Origin of the sequence: Niveibacterium sp. COAC-50 (assembly GCF_013184235.1) — a bacterium.
Lineage (GTDB): Bacteria > Pseudomonadota > Gammaproteobacteria > Burkholderiales > Rhodocyclaceae > Niveibacterium > Niveibacterium microcysteis.
Genome location: NZ_JABCJM010000002.1, coordinates 70,712 through 86,718 on the forward strand (window position 1 = coordinate 70,712; position 16,007 = coordinate 86,718).

Annotated in this window: 13 protein-coding genes; 8 read left to right on the forward strand and 5 right to left on the reverse strand. The window is 65.8% G+C overall.

The annotated features are described in order from the left end of the window. Positions 1-433: 433 nt before the first annotated feature. From tpx to HH302_RS07805, 3 genes are all read right to left on the reverse strand, one after another. The gene (gene tpx / locus HH302_RS07795) at positions 434-937 is read right to left on the reverse strand and encodes a thiol peroxidase (RefSeq protein WP_172201034.1); all 504 of its coding nucleotides are present in this window, start codon (positions 935-937) and stop codon (positions 434-436) included. 101 nt (positions 938-1,038) lie between these two features. Beyond that, positions 1,039-2,832: an ABC transporter ATP-binding protein gene (locus HH302_RS07800; protein WP_172201037.1), complete on the reverse strand. Its 1,794-nt coding sequence runs from the start codon at positions 2,830-2,832 to the stop codon at positions 1,039-1,041. Further along, the gene (locus HH302_RS07805) at positions 2,829-5,498 is read right to left on the reverse strand and encodes a M1 family metallopeptidase (protein ID WP_172201040.1); all 2,670 of its coding nucleotides are present in this window, start codon (positions 5,496-5,498) and stop codon (positions 2,829-2,831) included. Before HH302_RS07805 ends, HH302_RS07800 begins: the two co-directional genes overlap by 4 nt. Positions 5,499-5,770: 272 nt before the next feature. Here HH302_RS07805 and HH302_RS07810 point away from each other — a divergent pair, with 272 nt between their 5' ends. Beyond that, positions 5,771-5,965 (forward strand): hypothetical protein, encoded by a 195-nt coding sequence (locus tag HH302_RS07810; protein ID WP_172201042.1) that lies wholly within the window; start codon positions 5,771-5,773, stop codon positions 5,963-5,965. Between the two features lie 14 nt (positions 5,966-5,979). Here HH302_RS07810 and HH302_RS07815 read toward each other — a convergent pair whose 3' ends face one another. Then, positions 5,980-6,384, reverse strand: coding sequence for a hemerythrin domain-containing protein (locus HH302_RS07815; RefSeq protein ID WP_172201044.1), 405 nt, complete (start codon positions 6,382-6,384; stop codon positions 5,980-5,982). 283 nt (positions 6,385-6,667) lie between these two features. On the opposite strand from HH302_RS07815, the gene HH302_RS07820 reads away from it, so the two are divergent. The 7 genes from HH302_RS07820 (at position 6,668) to rpoH (ending at position 13,885) form a co-directional block, all read left to right on the forward strand. After that, the gene (locus HH302_RS07820) at positions 6,668-8,302 is read left to right on the forward strand and encodes an ABC transporter substrate-binding protein (protein ID WP_216661833.1); all 1,635 of its coding nucleotides are present in this window, start codon (positions 6,668-6,670) and stop codon (positions 8,300-8,302) included. Between the two features lie 8 nt (positions 8,303-8,310). Continuing rightward, positions 8,311-9,237 (forward strand): oligopeptide ABC transporter permease OppB, encoded by a 927-nt coding sequence (oppB, locus tag HH302_RS07825; RefSeq protein WP_172201046.1) that lies wholly within the window; start codon positions 8,311-8,313, stop codon positions 9,235-9,237. Positions 9,238-9,247: 10 nt separating this feature from the next. Further along, positions 9,248-10,201: an oligopeptide ABC transporter permease OppC gene (gene oppC, locus HH302_RS22290; protein WP_216661834.1), complete on the forward strand. Its 954-nt coding sequence runs from the start codon at positions 9,248-9,250 to the stop codon at positions 10,199-10,201. A 2-nt stretch (positions 10,202-10,203) separates the two neighbouring features. Next, positions 10,204-11,241, forward strand: a complete 1,038-nt coding sequence (locus tag HH302_RS07830) for an oligopeptide/dipeptide ABC transporter ATP-binding protein (protein ID WP_371814622.1) — start codon at positions 10,204-10,206, stop codon at positions 11,239-11,241. Further along, the gene (locus HH302_RS07835) at positions 11,238-12,239 is read left to right on the forward strand and encodes an oligopeptide/dipeptide ABC transporter ATP-binding protein (protein ID WP_172201058.1); all 1,002 of its coding nucleotides are present in this window, start codon (positions 11,238-11,240) and stop codon (positions 12,237-12,239) included. Before HH302_RS07830 ends, HH302_RS07835 begins: the two co-directional genes overlap by 4 nt. A 393-nt stretch (positions 12,240-12,632) precedes the next feature. Further along, complete coding sequence (locus tag HH302_RS07840) at positions 12,633-12,869, forward strand: hypothetical protein (RefSeq protein ID WP_172201060.1); 237 nt, start codon at positions 12,633-12,635, stop codon at positions 12,867-12,869. A gap of 158 nt (positions 12,870-13,027) precedes the next feature. Then, positions 13,028-13,885 (forward strand): RNA polymerase sigma factor RpoH, encoded by an 858-nt coding sequence (gene rpoH, locus HH302_RS07845; RefSeq protein WP_172201062.1) that lies wholly within the window; start codon positions 13,028-13,030, stop codon positions 13,883-13,885. Positions 13,886-13,949: 64 nt separating this feature from the next. Here rpoH and HH302_RS07850 read toward each other — a convergent pair whose 3' ends face one another. After that, positions 13,950-16,004, reverse strand: a complete 2,055-nt coding sequence (locus HH302_RS07850; RefSeq protein ID WP_172201064.1) for a FecR family protein — start codon at positions 16,002-16,004, stop codon at positions 13,950-13,952. Positions 16,005-16,007 lie beyond the last annotated feature (3 nt).

The following is a 16,007-nucleotide window of genomic DNA, read 5'->3' on the forward strand; positions in this document are numbered from 1 at the left end:
CGGCTGATCGCTGACGCTTTTCAATCCCCCTCTGAAACGCCAAGCAGCGCAGAAGCATCGGGTTCCGACATGCGAAGCATGGCGGTGGCGAGGACTGTTTGAGCTCCGAGCGCAGCGAGGGCGAGTTCCGCAGCCACCCGATGCTTCGAGCAGCGCAGGGCACCCCGCGGCAGGCGGGGCGTTGAAGCGGGGCGACTTTCTTTGGGTACTTTCTTTGTTCACACAAAGAAAGTACCCCGCCCGCCGGGACGGGACCCGGCTTGAGCGGTCACACCGTCGCAACGCGACACAACCCATCGCAAGCCAAACCCGTCGGGCTTCGCAAAGCCCAGAACAAACCTACAAATCCACGACGCCACAAAACAAAAGAGCCCGCACTCAGCGGGCTCCTTCCACAACGCACACGGCCGTCACAACGGCCCCAGCCAAAACCTTACTTCAAGGCCGCCAGCGCCGCCTCATAGTTCGGCTCGTTCTTGATCTCGCTGACGAGTTCGCTGTGCAGCACCTTGTTGTCAGCATCCAGCACAACCACGGCGCGGGCGGTAACGCCGGCGAGCGGGCCGCTGGCGATATCCACACCGTAGGCCTGCTTGAAGGCCTCGCCACCGCGCATGGTCGACAGCGTCATCACGTTCTTCAGGCCTTCGACTTCGCAGAAGCGCTTGGCGGCGAAGGGCAGGTCGGCGGAGATGACCAGCACGACGGTGTTGTCGAGCGACGAGGCCTTCTCGTTGAACTTGCGGGTCGAGACTGCGCAGGTCGGCGTATCGAGCGAGGGCACGATGTTCAGCACCTTGCGCTTGCCGGCGAACTCGGCGAGGCCATGGTTGGCGAGGTCGGCGCCGACCAGCGCGAACTCGGCGGCGGTGCTACCGGGGGCCGGGAAGGTGCCGGCGACATCGATCGGGTTACCGCCCAGAGTGACTGTGCTCATGGTGTTGCTCCTGTCAGGGTTGAGGGTGGTGTTGCGGGCGCCATCTGTCGGGCGCCTCGGGTTCTCTGTTTGTACGCGTTTCGCGTGACAAGTTCGCGAGCCTACACCGAATCGGCCGCAGATTCGGCCACCGTGCGTTCGCCCGTCTGCAGGCGCCACAACGCGGCGTACTGGCCGCCGAGCGCGAGCAGCGCGTCGTGCGTGCCCTGCTCGACGATGCGGCCCTGCTCCATCACGTAGATGGTGTCGGCGTGCCGCACGGTGGAGAGCCGGTGCGCGATGATCAGGCTGGTGCGGTTGCGGGTGACGCGTTCAAGCGAGCGCTGAATCGCGGCCTCGGTCTCGTTGTCGACCGCGCTGGTGGCTTCGTCCAGCACCAGGATCGGCGGGTTCTTCAGGATCGCGCGGGCCAGCGCGATGCGCTGCCGCTGGCCGCCGGAGAGCTTCTGCCCGCGCTCACCGACCGGCGTGTCGTAGCCCTGCGGCATCTGGGCGATGAACTCGTGCGCTTCAGCGGCCACCGCGGCGACGACAATGTCGTCCCGCTTGGCCGTTGGCAGGCCGTAAGCAATGTTGTCGGCGACGGTCGCATCGGCGAGGAAGCTGTCTTGCGCAACATAGCCGATCGCGCGGCGCAGGTCTTGCAGGTTGGCTTCTCCGATGGCGGTGTCGTCGAGCAGGATGCGGCCACGCTGCGGTTCGATGAAGCGCAGCAGCAGCTTCACCAGCGTGCTCTTGCCGCTGCCGGTGCTGCCGACGAAGGCAACGGTGTGGCCGGCCGGCACCGTCAGCGAGATGCCCTGCAGCGTGGGCTGTTCGCCGTAGGCGAAGTGCACCGCGTCGAAGGTCAGCGCGCCCTTCACCGAACCGGCGGGCAGGTGACGGCCCTCGTAGGGAATCGCAAGCGGCGTGTCGATCAGGTTCATGACCCGTTCGATGGAGGCCATCGAGCGCTGGTACAGATCGGTCATGTCCGCAAGCCGGGTCAGCGGCCACAGCAGACGCTGCGTCAGGTACACCAGCACCGAGTAGCTGCCGACACCCAACTCGCCGTTCAGCGTCAGGAAGCCGCCGTAGAGCAATGTGACGGTGAAGCCGGCCAGGATCGCCATGCGGATCACCGGTGTAATCGCCGCGGAGAGGCGGATTGCCTCAGCATTGCGCACCCGGTAGGCGTCGGAGCCCTCGCGCACATGCTCGGCCTCGTAGGCTTCCGCCGTGTAGGCCTTGATCGTGGCGATGCCGAGCAGGTTGTTCGACAGTCGTGACGCGAGCGTGCCGGCCGCCTCGCGCACACCGGCATAGCGCGGCGCAAGCCGGCTCTGGAACCAGAAGGCGCCGTAGAGGATCACCGGCACCGGGATCAGCGACAGGAAGGCGAGCTTGGCGGTGAGCGCGAAGAACACCGCGCCGACCATCAGCGACGAGCAGAACACCTGGATCAGGTCGTTCGCGCCGCCGTTGAGGAAACGCTCCATCTGGTTGATGTCGTCGCCGAGGATGGACATCAGGTTGCCGGTGCGCTGGCGCTCGAAGAAGCCCATCTCCAGGCGCTGCACATGCTGGTAGGCCTGTTGCCGCAAGTCGTGTTGCAGGTTCTGCGCGAGGGTGCGCCATTTCACGTCGTAGAGGTACTGGAACAGCGATTCGCCGACCCAGATCAGCGCGGTGACCGCGGCCAGCAGCACCAGCTGGTCCTTCGGCTCATGCACGCCGACGCGGGCGAGGAAGGAGTCCTTGCGATTGACCACCACGTCGACCGCGACACCGATCAGCACCTCCGGCAGCACATCAAAGAACTTGTTGAGCACCGAGTACAGCGAGGCGAGCCAGACGTCGCGACGATAGGCGCGCGCATGGCCAAGCAGCCGGGCAAGCGGGTGCTGCGCAGTCATGACGGATCCCCCTTCGGTGGCGCAGACGCGCCAGTCGAGGCGGTGGCTGCGCTGTCCGGCAAGCCCAGCACCCGCGCCAGCGGCTCGCCAATGCGCTGCCAGGCTTCGATGTTGCGCGCGCTGCCAGCGAGCGCCTGCTTCACGGTGGGCCGCTCGTCATCCGTCAGATGCGCCGCGGCATAGGCGTCGATCTCGGCCGCAAGGGCTGCATCGCGTGCGCCGTCCAACGGACTGCTGACGATGTAACGGCGGGCCCAGGTGGAGGCGCGCGCAAACAGTGTGTCGATATGCGCCTGAGTGAAGGTCCACACCCGTCGTGCATGGCCGTGCTCAGCCAGCCACCCCGCGAGGCTGTCGCGCACCGCGCGCGGCAGGGCATCTTCGAGGCTCAGGGCCAGCACCTTTTCCACCGCCTCGGGGGTCGGTGCATATGCGAGCGCGTTGCCGTAAGCCCATTCGAGGCCGGTATCGCGGTTCTCCCGGCTGCGTGCAAGCAGGGCGTCGAATTCGGCTGGCGTTGCCTGGGCAGCGAACACCTGCAGCAAACCCACATAACGATCGCGCGACACGTTTGGCTCGGCGCGCGCGAATTGCTGGCGCGCCAGCGCGATCACGCCAACATCGCCCGCCAAGCCGCGCAAGGTTTCCACGTCGGCGATCAAGATCGCGAACGCGGGTTGCTCCTGCTGATCGGTCGGCAGCGCCGCCAGCCGCTCGCCCACCGGCGCCAGCCAGCCTCGCACACGAGCATCCCAAGCGGCCGCGTGTGGCGTGTTGCGTGTGAGCCCGCGTACCGCCCGCATCACAGCGATCGCGCTGCTCCAGGTTTGCGGCGTATCGGACACCGGCAGCGCGTCGAGCATCGCAACAACCGTATCGATCCGCACGTCGCCGGTTTGCGCGAGCGCCCAGGCATCGCCCAGCAGGCGTGCGCGCTGCTCCGAACTGAGTTGCGGGAAGCGTGCCAGCAAGGCGTGCAGGCTGTTGTCATCCCAAGCTAGGCGCCACAGATCGAAAGGCGAAGGCTCGACGCTACGCATCGTGCGGCAGGCGGGGCCGGTGACGACCTGCGGTGCGCTGCCCAGCTCGATGCGCTCGCGTGTAGCGCCATCCTGCGCCGCCAACTGCAGCGGCAGCGGCCATTGCTCGTCCGCCCCCGCAATCGCGCCGAAACCATAGCGCTGTTGGCGCAGGCTGATCTGTTCCTGCCCCTGCTCACAGGTGCGGCTGGCGAACACCGTCGGGTGGCCGGGGCGAGTCGTCCACGCCTGCGCGAAGGCCGCAACCGGTTTGCCGCTGCGCTTGGCGAGCGCGTCCCAGAGGTCCGCGCCGGTTGCGTTGCTGTAGGCATGCTTGCCAAGGTAGCTGCGGATGCCGTCGCGCAGACCCTGCTCACCCAGGTACTGCTCGATCAGGCCGATCACCATGTGGCCCTTGTTGTAGGTGGTCGCATCGAAGGAATCGAAGGCTGCGCGATCGCTGGCAACGGCGCGCGCGATCGGCTTCGCGGTGGGCAGCGCATCATCCAGCATGGCCTTGTCGCGCTCGTGCCCGAGGTTATCGAGTGCGCGCCAGGCCGGGTTGAGCTCCCGCGCGGCCTTCACGCCCATCCATTCGGCAAAGGCTTCGTTGAGCCACAGATCGTCCCACCAGGCCATCGTCACCAGGTTGCCGAACCACTGATGCGCGATCTCGTGCGCGATCGTGGTGAAGCTGCCTTCCCGCTGGCGGAAACCGGCGCGGTCGGGATCCATCACGAGCAGGGATTCGCCATAGGTGATCAGCCCCCAGTTCTCCATCGCGCCACGCTTTCCGGGTACCGCCAGCTGATCGAGTTTGGGCAGCGGATAGCGGATGCCGAACCACTGGTGGTAGTAGTCGAGCACCTGCCAGGTGGCGGCCATCGCGTAGCCGGTTTGCTGGCTGAGGCCTTCAGTCGTCCAGATCGCCAGTTCGATGCCGTCGTGCGTGGCGCGGGCCGCCTCGAATTCGCCAACAGCGAGCGCGACCAGATACGACGCCATCTTCGGCGTCGGCATGAAGCGCACTTCCTTTCGGCCGTCGGGCAGACTGCGTTCGCTCGCCTGCGGCATGTTGCCCAACACGGTGAAGCGGGCCGGAGTGCGCACACTGATGTCGAAGCGGGCGCGGAAGACGGGCTCATCGAACAGCGGCATCATTCGGCGCGTGCCGATCGGCTCCATGTCCGTCGCGAGCATCCGCTTCTCGACGCCGTCCGGGGTGCGGTAGCGCGCCACGTACAACCCCTCGCCGTTCTCTTCGATACGGCCCTGCCAGCTCAGGCCCAGCGTGTGCCGCCCTGGCTCCAGCCTGCGCGGCAGCCGGATCGTGATGGTCTGCGCCTGGGCGTCCGCCTCGACGGGCATGGCCTGCGCGACGCCGTCCAGCGCGTCCGCGCGCACCGTCAGTGCATCGGCGTGCAAGACGATCTCACGTGTGGCGCGGCGCAGGTCGAAGCGGATTGTCTGGCGGCCGGAGAAGCTGTCGGCGTAAGGATCGGCGTCCAGCTCGACGCGATAGTCGACCGGCACCACGCTGCGCGACAGCGCGCCCGGTACCTGATCGAGTTTGAAGGCATATGCCGCGCCGGCACACAGCGTCAGGCTCAGGCCGAGAAGGCTGCCGCCAAGTCTGCGCAGGAACATCGTTGTCTCCATCGGGTGCGCTGGCAGGGGGCCAAGCGCCGAGGGCGACAGTTTAGGGCCAGACGCAGCGCTTGCCGGCTCATGCAGCGAGACGCCGCCCTGCAAGGAAGCTGGCACCCGCACAGCGCCGTCGACAACCGGGACGGTGACTCAAGGCTGCCGGGTGCGGCCCGCGAAATTCGTCACGCTTGGCGCGACGCAATCTTTGACAAGCACCTTTGTACAAAACCCGGACAATTGCATCCATCCCCTTTAATGCGCCCGAGGTCTGGATGTCCGCAACGCTCCCCCTTCCCTGTGCAGGACGCTGCCGGCACTTTGCGCCGGAAAGCTCGCATTGCCACCTGCACGGCAAGGGTATCGAAGCGCCATTCGAGCAGCGCTGCGATCACCACGAGGTGATGGAGTCGTTCTCGGTGAGCAGCAATCTTTCGCTGCTCGACGGCCTCGATCTGGACCGGGGCTGACCCCGGCCAGGCAATCAGATCGCGTCCGGATCGAAGGACATGCCGGCGCCGGGTTCCAGCGCCTCCCACACGATGTTTTCTTCAAACGCGACGTGTGCGGTCAATGCCGCGGCAAACGCACGCACGCCTTCCACCGTAGGTGTGGCCAGCGCATCGGCGAGTTCGCGCAGGCGCTCGTGATCGCGCCGCGTGCGCTCAGCCAGCTCGGTTCGCCCTGCCGCCTCCAGGCGCGGCAGCACATGTTTTTCTTCTTCCTCGAAATGCGCCGAGAGTTCGCGCTCGAACGTATCGCGAATCCGCTGCGCAACTGCCGGCAGCGCAGACGGGTCTTCCGGCGTGAGGGCCCGCACCGCGAGTGCGAGCTTGAGCGCCGAAGCGTGTTCGTGAGAAAGATGGATCAGGCGAGGGCTGCGTGTCATGTGTGGTTCTGGCCTAGCGGTTCGGAAGCCCCGTCTGCTTGGACGGGAAAATGGCAGATTCGCATTTAACGGCAAAGTTCTGCACCAAGGATTGAGGCGGATCAAAGCGCGCCGATCGCCGCCAAGGCAGGCATGTTGCTTGCACGGTACCCTCCGAACGCCTACCCTTGCCCGCTTTGCCCGGTACGGCAAGCCCGGACACACGCCGGACGCCCTTGACCGCTGCGCAGCCCAACCGGGCAGCGCGATACCGGGATGCGCCCCATTCAGGAGCCCAGAAACGATGCACATGCCCCAACGGCTTGCATGCTTGATCAGCGCTGCAGCCGCGCTAGCCGGCGCGATCGGCGCATTCGCGGCCGAGGTGCCGCCGGGCACCAAACTCCATCCGGTGCAGGAGATCGTGCGCGGCAATGGAACCGAGCCAGCCACACTCGATCCGAATAAGTCAGAGGGGCGTCCCGAATCGAACATGGCGGTCGAGCTCTTCGAAGGCCTGGTGACACTCAACCCGGACGGCAAGGTGATACCGGGCGTCGCCGAGAAATGGGAGAGCCGGGAAGACGGCCGCGTCTGGCTATTCACGCTACGCAGGACCGCGAAGTGGTCAGACGGCAGCCCAGTGACCGCGCACGACTTCGAGTACTCGTTCAAGCGCATGGTCGATCCGAAGACCGCTTCGCAATACGCTTGGTATCTGGGCAAAGCCAGCAACGTGAAAAACGGTCGCGCCATCGTGGCGGGCAAGGTGCCGCCCTCCGAATTGGGCGTCAAGGCGCTTGGCGACCACACGCTCCAGATCACGCTGGAGAAGCCGGTCTCTTACCTGATTGCCACGCTCTCGCACGGCAGTCTGATGCCGGTACCCCGCAAGGCCATCGAGAAATACGGCGACAAGTGGACCGAGCCCGGCAACATGATCTCCAACGGGGCCTACAAACTGGCCGAGCGCGTCGTCAACGAGCGGATCGTGATGGTGCGCAACCCGCACTACTGGAACAACGCGAAGACGGTGATCGACAAGGTGACCTTCCTGCCGATCGTCAACCAGTCAGCCGAATACCAGCGGTATCGCGCCAACGGCATCGACATGACCGCCGACGGCGGCGTGCCGCCAGAGCAGCTCAAGCAGATCCGCCGCGAGATTCCGAACGAACTGGCAACCTGGCCGCAGTTGGGCACCTACTGCTACGTCTTCAACTTCCGCAAGAAGCCTTTCGACGACGTGCGGGTGCGCAAGGCCCTCTCGCTGGCGCTGCAGCGCGAGGTGATCGCGCAAAAGCTGGTCGGCACTGGCGAGACCCCCGCCTACAGCTTCACCCCAGAAACCGCTGAAGGGTATTCGCCGATCGAGCACGATTGGCAACGCTGGACGCAAGCCCAACGCGAAGACGAGGCGCGTCGCCTGCTCGCTGCGGCGGGGTATACCAAGGCGCGTCCGCTCCGCTTCGAGCTTCTGTACAACACCAATGAACAGCACAAGAAGATCGCGCTGGCGGCGGCGTGGATGTGGCGCCGCATCGGTCCGGTGGAAGTGGTGTTGGTAAATCAGGAGTGGAAGACCTTTCTCGACTCCCGCAACCGCGGCGACTTCGAAGTCTCGCGCTACGCGTGGATTGCCGATTACAACGAACCGTCGACGATGCTCGACCTGTTCCACTCCCAGCATGGCAACAACGACGGCAAGTACAACAACCCGCAGTACGACGCAATCATGGACCGCGCCAAGAGCACGCTCGATGCTGGCGAACGAACACGCCTTTACCAGGATGCCGAACGGATTCTGGCGAGGGACTTTCCGACTGTTAACGTTTACCACTACAGCAACCGCCACCTGATCAAACCATGGGTCAAGGGCTACGGCCACAACCCGGAGGGCCGCATCCTCACGCGCGACCTCTACATCCTCGCGCACTGAAGCCGCCCATGCTCAAGTTCATCCTCCGCCGCCTGCTGCTTGAAGCCTTGCCAACCCTGCTGGTGCTGGTGACGGTCACTTTCTTCCTGATCCGCCTGGCGCCCGGAGGCCCCTTCTCGTCGGAGGCGAACATGCCGCCCGAGGTGATGGCTGCCATCGCGGCCAAGTACCGCCTCGACCAGCCCGCCTGGCAGCAATACCTCGGCTACCTTGCCGATCTGGCGCGCGGCGACTTTGGCCCGTCGTTCAAGTACAAGGACTTTACTGTCAACGATCTGGTGTGGGCCGCCGCGCCAGTGAGCTTCCGCCTGGGCTTGATGGCCTTCGTCGTCGCGGTCGTGGTCGGCATTGCAGCGGGTGTGACCGCCGCGCTGCGGCAGAACAGTTGGGTCGATTATTCGGTGATGGGGATTGCGATGATCGGCGTAGTGCTGCCGAACTTCGTGCTCGCGCCGGTGCTGGCGCTGGTCTTCGCAATCGGCCTCAAGTGGTTGCCCGCCGGCGGTTGGGAAGGTGGCAAGCTGATCTATGTGGTGCTGCCGGTAGCGGTGCTGTGTCAGCACTACATCTCGGTAATCGCCCGCATCACCCGCGGCAGCATGATCGAAGTACTCGGCAGCCCCTTCATCCGCACGGCACGCGCCAAAGGCCTGCCGGCGGGCTACATCCTGCGCCGGCATGCGCTGCGCCCGGCGCTTCTGCCGGTGATCTCCTACCTCGGCCCCGCCTTCGTCGGCATCATCACCGGCTCGGTGGTGGTCGAGACCTTCTTCGGCATCCCCGGCATCGGGCAGCTCTTCGTCAACGGCGCACTGAACCGGGACTACCCGATGGTGCTCGGGCTGACGATCCTGATCGGTACGCTGACGATCTTCTTCAACGCGGTGGTCGACATCCTGTACGGCTTCATCGACCCGCGCATCCGCATCCACTGAAGGGCCGACGATGCATTCGCCTTCCCACGCGCCGTCGGCGCCCACCTTGGTCGAACGCCTCGCGCGACCGCTGCCGCCGCTACCCGGGCTCGACGACACCCTGTCGCAAAGCATCCGCGGTCGCAGCCTGTGGGCCGATGCCCGCCGGCGCTTCCTGCGCAACCGCGCAGCGCTCGCGAGCCTGGTGATCCTCACCGTGATCGTGCTGCTGTGTGCCTTTGGCGCCCAGCCGTCGCCGCACGCCTTCGACGAGCCGGATTTCGACAACATGCACGTCGCCCCCGCCACCGACACCGCACACTGGTTCGGCACCGACAACCTGGGGCGCGACCTCTATGTACGCACCCTGCTCGGCGGCCGCATCTCGCTGATGGTCGGCGCCCTCGGCGCGCTGGTCGCTGTGCTGATCGGCACGCTCTACGGCGCCACCGCCGGTTTCCTGGGCGGCAAGACCGACAGCGTGATGATGCGCTTCCTCGAGATCCTCGCCAGCTTCCCGGTGATGTTTCTGGTGATCCTGCTGATGACCTTCTTCGGCCGCGAGCTGTGGCTGATCTTCCTTGCGATCGGCGCGGTCAGCTGGCTGGACATGGCGCGCATCGTGCGCGGCCAGACCCTGTCGCTCAAGCGCAAGGAATTCGTCGAGGCGGCGCGGGTCTGCGGCGTGTCGCGCTGGGGCATCATCACCCGGCACATCGTGCCCAACGTGCTGGGCATCGTAGCGGTGTACGCCACGCTGCTGGTGCCCTCGATGATCCTGTTCGAGAGCTTCCTCTCGTACCTCGGGCTCGGCGTGCAGGAGCCGATGACCTCATGGGGCGCACTGCTAGAACAGGGCGCCAAGTCGATCGAGGCCGCGCCCTGGGAGCTGGGCTTCCCGGCCGCTTTCCTCGTCACCACGCTGTTCTGCTTCAACTTCATTGGCGACGGCCTGCGCGACGCGCTGGATCCGAAGGACCGATAACCGTGTCACTGCTCCAAGTCCGCAACCTGAACGTCCGCTTCGCCACGCCGGAAGGCGAGGTCGCCGCGGTTAATGACCTCTCGTTCTCGCTGCAGGAAGGCGAATCGCTGGGGATCGTCGGCGAGTCCGGTTCCGGCAAAAGCCAGACTGCGTTTGCGCTGATGGGCCTGCTCGCGAGGAACGGGTGCGCCACCGGTGAAGTGCTCTACGGCGGCGCCAATCTGCTTGCGCTCACGGAAGCCGAATTGAACACCCGCCGCGGGGCCGAGATCGCAATGATCTACCAGGACCCGATGACCGCGTTGAACCCCTACCTGACGGTCGGCGACCAACTCACCGAGGTACTGCGCTTCCACAAGGGGCTGGACCGCAAGGCCGCATTGGCGGAATCGGCGCGCATGCTGGATGCGGTGAAGATTGCAGAGTCGAAGAAGCGTCTGACCATGTACCCGCACGAGTTCTCTGGCGGTATGCGCCAGCGGGTCGTGATCGCGATGGCGCTGCTGTGCCGGCCGAAACTGCTGATCGCGGATGAACCGACCACCGCGCTCGACGTCACGGTGCAGGCGCAGATCCTGCGGCTGCTTCAGGATCTGCGGCGCGACTTCCGCACCGCGGTGATCATGATCACGCACGATCTGGGCGTGGTTGCCGGGGTATGCGACCAGGTGCTGGTGATGTACGCCGGCCGCGTGATGGAACAGGGCCCGGCGGAAGCGCTGTTCGTGCATCCCAGTCACCCCTACACGATGGGTCTGCTGCATGCGGTACCGCGGATGGATCACCCACACGGCAGTGACCGTCTCGCGACCATCCCCGGCAACCCACCCAACCTGCTCGCGCTGCCGCCCGGTTGCCCGTTTGCGCCACGCTGTGTTGAACGCGACACCGCCTGCCTCGCCCCTGCCCCCCTCACCGCCTTTGCTGAGGGACGTCGGCGTGCCTGCCATCGGCCAATCGAACACCTTTGCTATGCCGATGCCACCGCAGCGCCGGCAGCGGATAGCGCGCAAATTAACGATCGGAGGGTCGCACCGTGAGCGCGCCGCTGCTTGAGGTTCGCGACCTGCAAGTCCAATTCCAGGTCGGGCGAGAGGGCTTGCTGCCTTGGTCACCACCGCGGCTGCTGCGGGCGGTCAACGGCGTGAGCTTTACCCTGAATGCTGGAGAAACGCTGGGCATCGTCGGTGAGTCCGGCTGCGGCAAGAGTTCGCTCGCACGGGCACTGATCGGTCTTAACCCGATCGCAGGCGGCAGCGTGAAGCTGGGCGGGCGCGAGCTCGCCGGACTGCTTGAAACCGACTGGCAGCCGCTGCGCGCCGACCTGCAGATGATCTTTCAGGACCCGCTGTCTTCGCTGAACCCGCGTATGACCATCGGCGACATCATCGGCGAACCCCTGCGCACGCTGCGCCCGGGCATCGGTGCGCACGCGGTGAAGGCCGAAGTGGAGCGCGTGATGGCGCGCGTGGGCCTGCAACCCAACGTGATCAACCGCTACCCGCATGAATTCTCGGGCGGTCAGTGCCAGCGCGTCGGCATCGCGCGTGCGCTGATCGTCAAGCCGAAGCTGATCATCTGCGACGAACCGGTGTCGGCGCTGGATGTGTCGATCCAAGCCCAGGTCATCAACCTGCTGATGGATCTGCAGCAGGAAGACGGCCTCGCACTGGTCTTCATCGCCCACGACCTGGCGGTGGTGCGCCACATCTCAGACCGCGTGCTGGTGATGTACCTCGGCCGCGCGATGGAGATGGCCGATGCCGACGCGCTGTTCCGCGCTCCGGCCCATCCCTATACCCGCGCTCTGCTCTCCGCCGTACCGATCCCGGACCCGGCACGCGAGCGCAGCAAGGCAGTGCAGATCCTTGAAGGCGACCTGCCAAGCCCGATTGCGCCGCCCTCAGGCTGCGTGTTCCGCACCCGCTGCCCGCTCGCCATCGAAGCCTGCAGCGCAGCGATCCCACCTCTGACCGCCCAGGGCGGCAGCACGCATGCGGTCGCCTGCACGCGCGCACCGCTTGAGCCGGCAGGCTGATCAGTCGGCGGCCTCACGCAATTTTCATCAAGTCATGACACCTATTGCCAACCGTACCGACCCGAGCTGCGGCATCGCAATATGAAACAGGGCCCACGGCGCCTTTCGCTGCGGCCATTCAGCCGCAATTTATGACCAAATTCGCTGGATCAGCCTGCGCAGCGCTTCTCGGGCAGGGTGCGCGAACACGCTGCGCGGCATTTATCCCAAGTTCATTTGCTGCAACGCAAAACGCATTCTTGCCAACTGGATAGCTTTTTGTCATTTTTGGCGCTTAAAATCGCCAAACACAATCAAGACGCGACTTCACCACAAGCGAAGAATCCGCGACAGAGACAAAACCCGATCGCGCTCCAACAACGCGACCGTTCTTCCAGAGCGAGAACACAAGACATGAGCACGCAAACCCAGAGCTTCGAAGTCGGACATCGCGTCCGCATCGGTCACCTCGACGCCGGCGCTGCCGCCCGGCAGGCCTTTTTCAACGGACGCACGGGCACCCTGGTGCGCAAAAACCGCCTCGGCGGCAATGCGCGTGAAGCCATGTGGTACGTCAAGGTTGATCCGGACGAGGCCTGCGCCTCGCTGGAAGCGCTGTTCTACGCATCCGAACTCGAACCCGTCGCCTGAGTGCGCGGCACGGCCGTTCCGGCACACCGCAATTGAGTGCGCCGGAGCTGCCGTCGGTCTGCATGCGGAAACAAATCCCGGGAACAAAATCCGTTATTAGCACTCTCTAGCGTCGAGTGCTAACATTGTTCCAGAGGTAATTTGTTGGAGGTATGCAGATGACCACATCGCTGTCGTTCCCCGTCCCGTCCGCACTGGGCAGTCTGGATCAGTACGTTCAGGCGGCGAACCGGTTCCCGATCCTGACGGAAGCGCAGGAGCTTTCGCTCGCACGCAAACTGCGTGATGAACAGGATCTCGAGGCCGCGCGTCAGCTCGTGCTCTCGCACCTGCGGCTGGTGGTTTCGGTCGCCCGCAACTATCTCGGTTACGGCCTGCCGCACGGCGACCTGATCCAGGAAGGCAATGTCGGCCTGATGAAGGCCGTCAAACGCTACGACCCGGATCGCGGCGTACGTCTGGTGAGCTTTGCAATCCACTGGATCAAGGCCGAGATCCATGAGTACATTCTGAAGAACTGGCGCCTGGTGAAGATCGCTACCACCAAGGCGCAGCGCAAGCTGTTCTTCAACCTGCGCAGCATGAAGTCCGACAGCAGCACGCTGACCACCGGCGAAGTGGCCGAGATGGCGCGCGTGCTGGGCGTGAAGCCGGAAGAAGTGCGCGAGATGGAAACCCGCTTCTCGGGTGGTGACGTCGCGCTTGAACTGGGCCCGGAAGAGGATGACGACGGCCGGGTCGCGCCGATCGCCTATCTGGCCGACGCCAACGCCGAACCGACCGCCGTGCTTGAGGCGCGCGGCCGCGACCGCCTGCAAAGCGAAGGTCTGGAGAGCGCGCTGGAAGCGCTGGACGAACGTAGCCGCGCAATCATCCGCCGCCGCTGGCTGGCTGACGACGAAAGCGCGACGCTGCAAGAGCTGGCCTCCGAATACGGCGTCTCCGCCGAGCGTATTCGCCAGATCGAAGCCAAAGCACTGCAGAAGATGAAGGGCGCGCTGGCGGCTTACGTCTGACCCGGCTGCCAGGCCCTCCCAAATGACCAAGGCCCCGCAAGGGGCCTTGTCGTTTTTGCCCGCTCTACTCGCTTTGCTGCCCAGGGCGGCGCGGCCGATCCTGCTCCGGTCGCCCGTGTTCGCGTGACTCGTGCCCGCGATTGCCGCCGCCTTCAGGCGCGCGAGGCGCCTGCGGGCTGACGGCGGGCATCGCCTGGCGATCGGCGCGCGGCTCTACCGGCCGCCCTTCCGGCACGCGCGGGCGTGGCGCCGCGTGCTGCGCCTCTGCACCCGACACGCCCGACACCCCTGGCATGGGCATCGCGCGCGGCGGATTGCCGTGCGGTTGCGGCGCTGCCGGCTGTTCGCTGCCCGGTGCGGGCGGCCAACGCCGGGGCGGCCCCCCCTCGCTGCCGCGCGGCATCACTGCCGGATCGGAACGGCTCGCCTCGCCCCCTTGCCTCGGCATACCTGGTACGACGCCGGGCTGGTTCTGTTGTGGCCCGATGTTAGGCATGCCCGGCTGGCGCTGCGGCGGCGCGGATTGCGGCCGCACGTCGCGCTCGATCGGGATCGTCGGCATCGGGGCGCTACGCGTTGGCGGTGCCGCCGGGGCGGGCCGATCAACCGGCGCTGGCGGCGCGGCACGCTCGCCGCCCCAGCCCTGCGGCGCCCGACGCGGATCGCCGATCGGATAGCGCGGCAGGTCACCGCGCTGCGGATCGCCCGGAATACGAGGCGGCATCGACTGCGGCCCCGGCCCGCCGGACGGGCGCGGATCCGGTACTGGCATGTCACCCCCGCCCGGCCCGCGCGGCGGACGCGGCGTGACGCCCGGCGGCGGGGGCGGCGCGCCACCGATCGGCAAGTGCCGAATGACATCCGTGTTCACACGGCCCTGACCATGCTGTATCGGGCGTTGGCGGAAGAAGTCGTCACGCGACACAAAGGTTGCGGCGTCGCGCTGCGCGCCATAGCGGTAGTCGATCGGCCGGCGCGGGTAGTCGCCATTCGGGCCACCCGGCATCGGCGGCATGCGTGTGACGTGCGTGATGTTGATACGCTGGATGTAGGTCTCGCTGTAGGTGTAGGCCGGGCGGTACACCTCAAAGGGTGCAAGCGGGAACCAACCGACGACCGGGCCGAGGCGAACACTGATCGAGAAGCCTGGCGCGCCACCGTAAAAGCCGACCAGCGCCGGCGCATAGACCGGCCGCGCAACATAGCTGCCCGGTGCCCACCCCCAGCGCCCACCGATCATGATCCAGCGGCCATAGTGGAAGGGCGCAAAGCCCCAGGGGGCGTCGTCGATCCAGGTCCAGCCCCAAGGTGCCACCCACGCCCAGTGGCCGTAACGGTAAGGCGCCCAACCGGGCGCCACCGCCACCGGGTACCACAGCGGGCCGTAGCGGCTGTCTTCCTCCCAACGGCCGTGACCATCCAGCGCTTCGATGCCGGTCATCTCGGGCGACACATAGCGGCTCGACGCAAGCCGATCCTGTTCGCGGTCGCGACGCTCGGCCCATTCATCAAAGCTGCTGCGACCAGCTTCTTCCGACGCCACAAGGCGCAGCGCTACCGCATCCAGCTCAACGCGTTGGCCGGCAAGCACGGTAAGCCGCTCGGCAATTCCGCTGACACGCGCACGGCCGGCAAACACGGAGACCCAGGCACGGCGTGAGCCAGGGTCGTACTCCAGAGCATAGTCGCCCGCGCGCTGCGCCTCGACACGCACACCACCGGCACTTATCACGAGCTGATCGTCATCCGGCAGGCTGCGCAGGCGCACACGTGCCACGCCGCGTCGCACTTCAAGCGCGATGACTGCATCGTCGACGCGGTCAAAATTGAGTTGTGAATCGGCATCCAGCCGAACCGAAGTACTCCCGATACGGACTTCTGCGCGACCATCCGTCGCGGTCCAGAGCCCGATGCCGGACGTCACCGGCATGTTCACATTGATCGGTGCCCAGTCCTGACTATCAGCCGTCCATGCCTCGATCCGACCTTCGACATAGCTGACCCGGCCGACCCGCCCCGGCGGGTCCGGCACCTCGGCCGATGCCTGCGCCATGAGGCAGAGTGCGCCGATGAGCGCACACACCCAACGCAAGCCGCCGTCTGCTCGCCACTCCCGCATGAA